Origin of the sequence: Mesorhizobium sp. M7A.F.Ca.US.006.04.2.1, from assembly GCF_004022915.1 — a bacterium.
GTDB lineage: Bacteria > Pseudomonadota > Alphaproteobacteria > Rhizobiales > Rhizobiaceae > Mesorhizobium > Mesorhizobium ciceri.
In genome coordinates, this window is record NZ_RZQA01000739.1 from 1 (window position 1) to 3,309 (window position 3,309).

General features: G+C 63.0%; 4 protein-coding genes. 1 reads left to right on the forward strand and 3 read right to left on the reverse strand.

Annotated features, from left to right (window positions below):
* Positions 1–66: 66 nt before the first annotated feature.
* Both EN925_RS29155 and EN925_RS29160 read right to left on the reverse strand, forming a co-directional pair.
* On the reverse strand, positions 67–1,176 hold the full coding sequence (locus EN925_RS29155) for an aldo/keto reductase (RefSeq protein WP_127368444.1): 1,110 nt from the start codon (positions 1,174–1,176) through the stop codon (positions 67–69).
* A gap of 37 nt (positions 1,177–1,213) precedes the next feature.
* Positions 1,214–1,741 carry a nuclear transport factor 2 family protein gene (locus EN925_RS29160; protein ID WP_127385400.1) on the reverse strand — a complete coding sequence of 176 codons (528 nt, stop codon included), beginning with the start codon at positions 1,739–1,741 and terminating at the stop codon, positions 1,214–1,216.
* 116 nt (positions 1,742–1,857) lie between these two features.
* Between EN925_RS29160 and EN925_RS29165 the strand changes: the two genes are divergently transcribed.
* On the forward strand, positions 1,858–2,784 hold the full coding sequence (locus tag EN925_RS29165; protein WP_127368442.1) for a LysR family transcriptional regulator: 927 nt from the start codon (positions 1,858–1,860) through the stop codon (positions 2,782–2,784).
* Between the two features lie 34 nt (positions 2,785–2,818).
* Here the strand turns inward: EN925_RS29165 and tsf are convergent.
* Positions 2,819–3,309 (reverse strand): translation elongation factor Ts (tsf, locus tag EN925_RS29170; RefSeq protein ID WP_128337110.1); only part of this gene is annotated, 491 nt, incomplete at its 5' end.

Sequence of the window (3,309 nt, forward strand, 5' to 3'; positions counted from 1 at the left end):
CACGAAGGGCGCCGCGATGTCACGCGGCGCCCAAACGGCAAATTCGCCGGTTTCCTGTCCCATCAATCAATTGGTGGACACGCTGGCCGACTCTCCTTCGATAAGCACCGGTGACACGTAGTTGGAGGGCTTGTCGCCGGTTGTCGCGCCGCCGGTGACGCGCGCCTGTATCTGCGCGCCGAAATAGGAATAGGGAAACGGCGCTGGAGTTCTGCTGACCCTCTCCAGCCGGTCGCGATGCGCTTTCGGAATCTCGAAATCCAGCGCGCCAAGATTGTCCTGCATTTGGCTGAGCGTCGTCGCACCGAGAATGACGGTCGCGATCCCCGGCTGCGTCGCTACCCAGTTGAGCGCGACCTGAGGCATGCTGCGGCCGATCTCGGATGCGACCTTCTCGAGTTCGGCCACGATAGCCCAGTTGCGTTGCGTGAACTTTTGGAACCCCGGATGCGTCGAGTTGCGAAATCCGTCGAGCCGGCCCGCGGTTCCGGCCTGAGCCGGCCGATACTTGCCGCTCAGCAGCCCGCTGGCCAGCGGGCTCCACACCATGATGCCGGCGCCATGGCGCGTGCCGAATGGCACGAACTCATTCTCGATCGCGCGTTCGGCCAATGAATATTCGAGCTGTAGCGCCGAAACCGGCTCATATCCGCGCAATTCGGCGATCGCCTGTGCGCGGCCCGCATACCAGGCGGGCACATCCGAAAGGCCGACATGGCGCACCTTGCCCATCCGAACCAGGTCGTCCAGCGTGCGCATGACCTCCTCGGCCGGGGTCAGCCTGTCCCAGACATGCATGAGATAGAGATCGATATAGTCGGTCCCCAACCGTTTCAGCGAAACATCTACGGCCCGCATGATGTTCTTGCGGCCATTGCCGCCGGCATTCGGATTTCCGGGCTGCATGTTCATGGTGAACTTGCTGGCGATCACCGCCATGTCGCGCAAGCCGCGCTCGGCGATGAATTCGCCAAGCCAGGCTTCGGCCGTGCCGTCTGTGTAGAGATCCGCCGTGTCGAAGAAATTGCCGCCCGCCTCGACATAGGCGTCGAACATCGCCCGCGCCGTATCCCTGTCGGCTCCCCAGCCCCATTCCGTGCCGAAAGTCATCGTGCCCAGCGCCAGCCGGCTGACCCTGAGGCCGCTGTTGCCAAGAGTGTAGTAGGTCATGGTCATAATCGTCTTCCAATGCTTGGTGATAGATGCCCGAGCGTCACTGGCCCGGAGTGGTCTTGACCCAGGGATTGCCGCGCTCGTGTGTCATGCGGAACGCAAAGCCATCGACCTTCCAGCCATCCGCAAAACGCGTCAGGTGATGCTCATAGGTGCCCCAGACCTCCCAAAGCGGGTCGCCATTGCCTTCCATCCGGTTCCAGGCATAGCCGTTCGACAGGACAGTCGCCGTGTCCCCTTCGAGAACGACCTGGTGATTGGTGCGCAGATGCAGGCTTGTCTTGCTGCCCTTGAGGTTGGCCGCCCAGGCGCCAATCAGGTCGTCGGAAGCGATGTTGGCCGCCGGCTGTCCGGAAAGGCTGCTGAAATCGGCAGTGGCCCGATCCGCGAAATAGCTGCGTGCAAGCTTCCAGTTCTGGGCGTCGACGGCCCGGTCGATGGCATCGGCGATGCGAATGACCGCGCGTTCGTCTGCGAGCGCCCGCCAGTCTGATGGCTCCGCCTCGCCGGCGTCCATCGGCGCCAACGCCATGCCTGCCGCGAAAGTTACGCGCTTCAACGCATTCATGTTCTTTCTCCTCGATGCCATCAGCCCATCGTCGACGTGCGGCCGGCAATGTGGACCGCTCGGCCGACATCGACAAGATTGCATTGTTCGCATGGACCATGCGATATCATGCATGAATGTACCGGGACCTGCTCACCCACTTGCCTGTGATCGTCGCCGTGGCCCGACGCGGCGGCTTCGCGCTTGCCGCCGCCGAACTCGGCATGAGCCCTTCGGCAGTCAGCCATGCGGTGCGCATTGTCGAAGAGCGGATCGGCCAGCCTTTGTTCGCACGGACGACGCGCAGCGTTTCGCTCACCGAGGCCGGCAAGGCGCTGGTGGAAACGGCGGCTCCGGCCCTCCAGGATATTGCCGAGCGGATGGACCGTATCCGCAGCGTCAAAGGCAGGCCGTCTGGCCTGCTCAGGATCAACGCCTCCAACATCGCCATACCATTGGCGGTGACGCCGGTGGTCGCCGCGATGGCCGAACGCTATCCGGAGGTTACGGTGGAGGTCTTCGCTGACCAGGGTCTGGTTGACATCGTCGGCGAAGGCTTCGATGCCGGCATCCGGCTTGGCGAGATGATCGCCCAGGACATGGTCGCGGTCCGGCTGACGCCGCCGTTCTCCGTCGTCATCGTGGCCTCGCCCGTTTATATCGGACGGCACGGCCGTCCCAGCAGCGTTGCCGATTTGGCGAACCACAATTGTATTGGCTACCGGCTCGTCCGCTCTGGTGCGCTCTATCGCTGGGATCTGATCGAGGATGGCAAGGACATCGCCATGGAGACGCGGGGCAGCGTTGTCGTGACGGATTCGCTCGCAGCAATCGATCTTGCGCTTGCAGGCGTCGGGCTTGCCTATGTCTTCGAGCCGCTGGCGCGCGCCGATCTTGCCGCGGGCCGCCTGGTCCAGATGCTGCCGCAGACGGCGATCGAGGAACCGGGGCTATTCCTCTATTTCCCGCGCCGGGCGTCAATGGCGCCGAAGCTCAGGGCCTTTATCGACACCGCACAAGAAATCGGCCGGGCATCCTTGCGGACACCCGGCCGAGTTGCCTGAGCTGAGAAGCCCCTTCAGGGGCTATTTGTAAGGATTATTTCTTCACCGCAGCCGCGACTTCCGCCGCGAAATCGGTCTCTTCCTTTTCAATGCCTTCGCCGAGCGCAAAGCGCAGATAGGCGGAGATCTTGGCCGGAGCGCCGATTTCCTTCTCGGCATCCTTCAGTGCCTGCTCGACAGTGATGTCGGGATTGAGCACGAAGGCCTGCTTCAGGAGCACGACTTCCTCATAGAACTTGCGTAGGCGGCCTTCGACCATCTTTTCGATGATCGCTTCCGGCTTGCCGGACTGGCGCGCCTGATCGGCGAAGATCGCCTTCTCGCGCTCGACCGCAGCCGGATCGATCTGCTCGGCCGTCAGCGCCAGCGGGTTGGTGGCGGCGACATGCATGGCAACCTGGCGGCCAAAGGCATTGGCGGCATGCTCATTGCCCGTGGTCTCGATCGCGACCAGAACGCCGAGCTTGCCAAGACCATCGGCAACTGCGTTGTGGACGTAGGTGGCGACAGCACCGTGCGGGACGG

Bases quoted from the DNA above. Each gene is read 5' to 3' on its own strand.
- EN925_RS29155 (WP_127368444.1), bottom strand. From the start codon at position 1,176: ATGACCATGACCTACTACACTCTTGGCAACAGCGGCCTCAGGGTCAGC.
- EN925_RS29160 (WP_127385400.1), bottom strand. From the start codon at position 1,741: ATGAATGCGTTGAAGCGCGTAACTTTCGCGGCAGGCATGGCGTTGGCG.
- EN925_RS29165 (WP_127368442.1), top strand. From the start codon at position 1,858: ATGTACCGGGACCTGCTCACCCACTTGCCTGTGATCGTCGCCGTGGCC.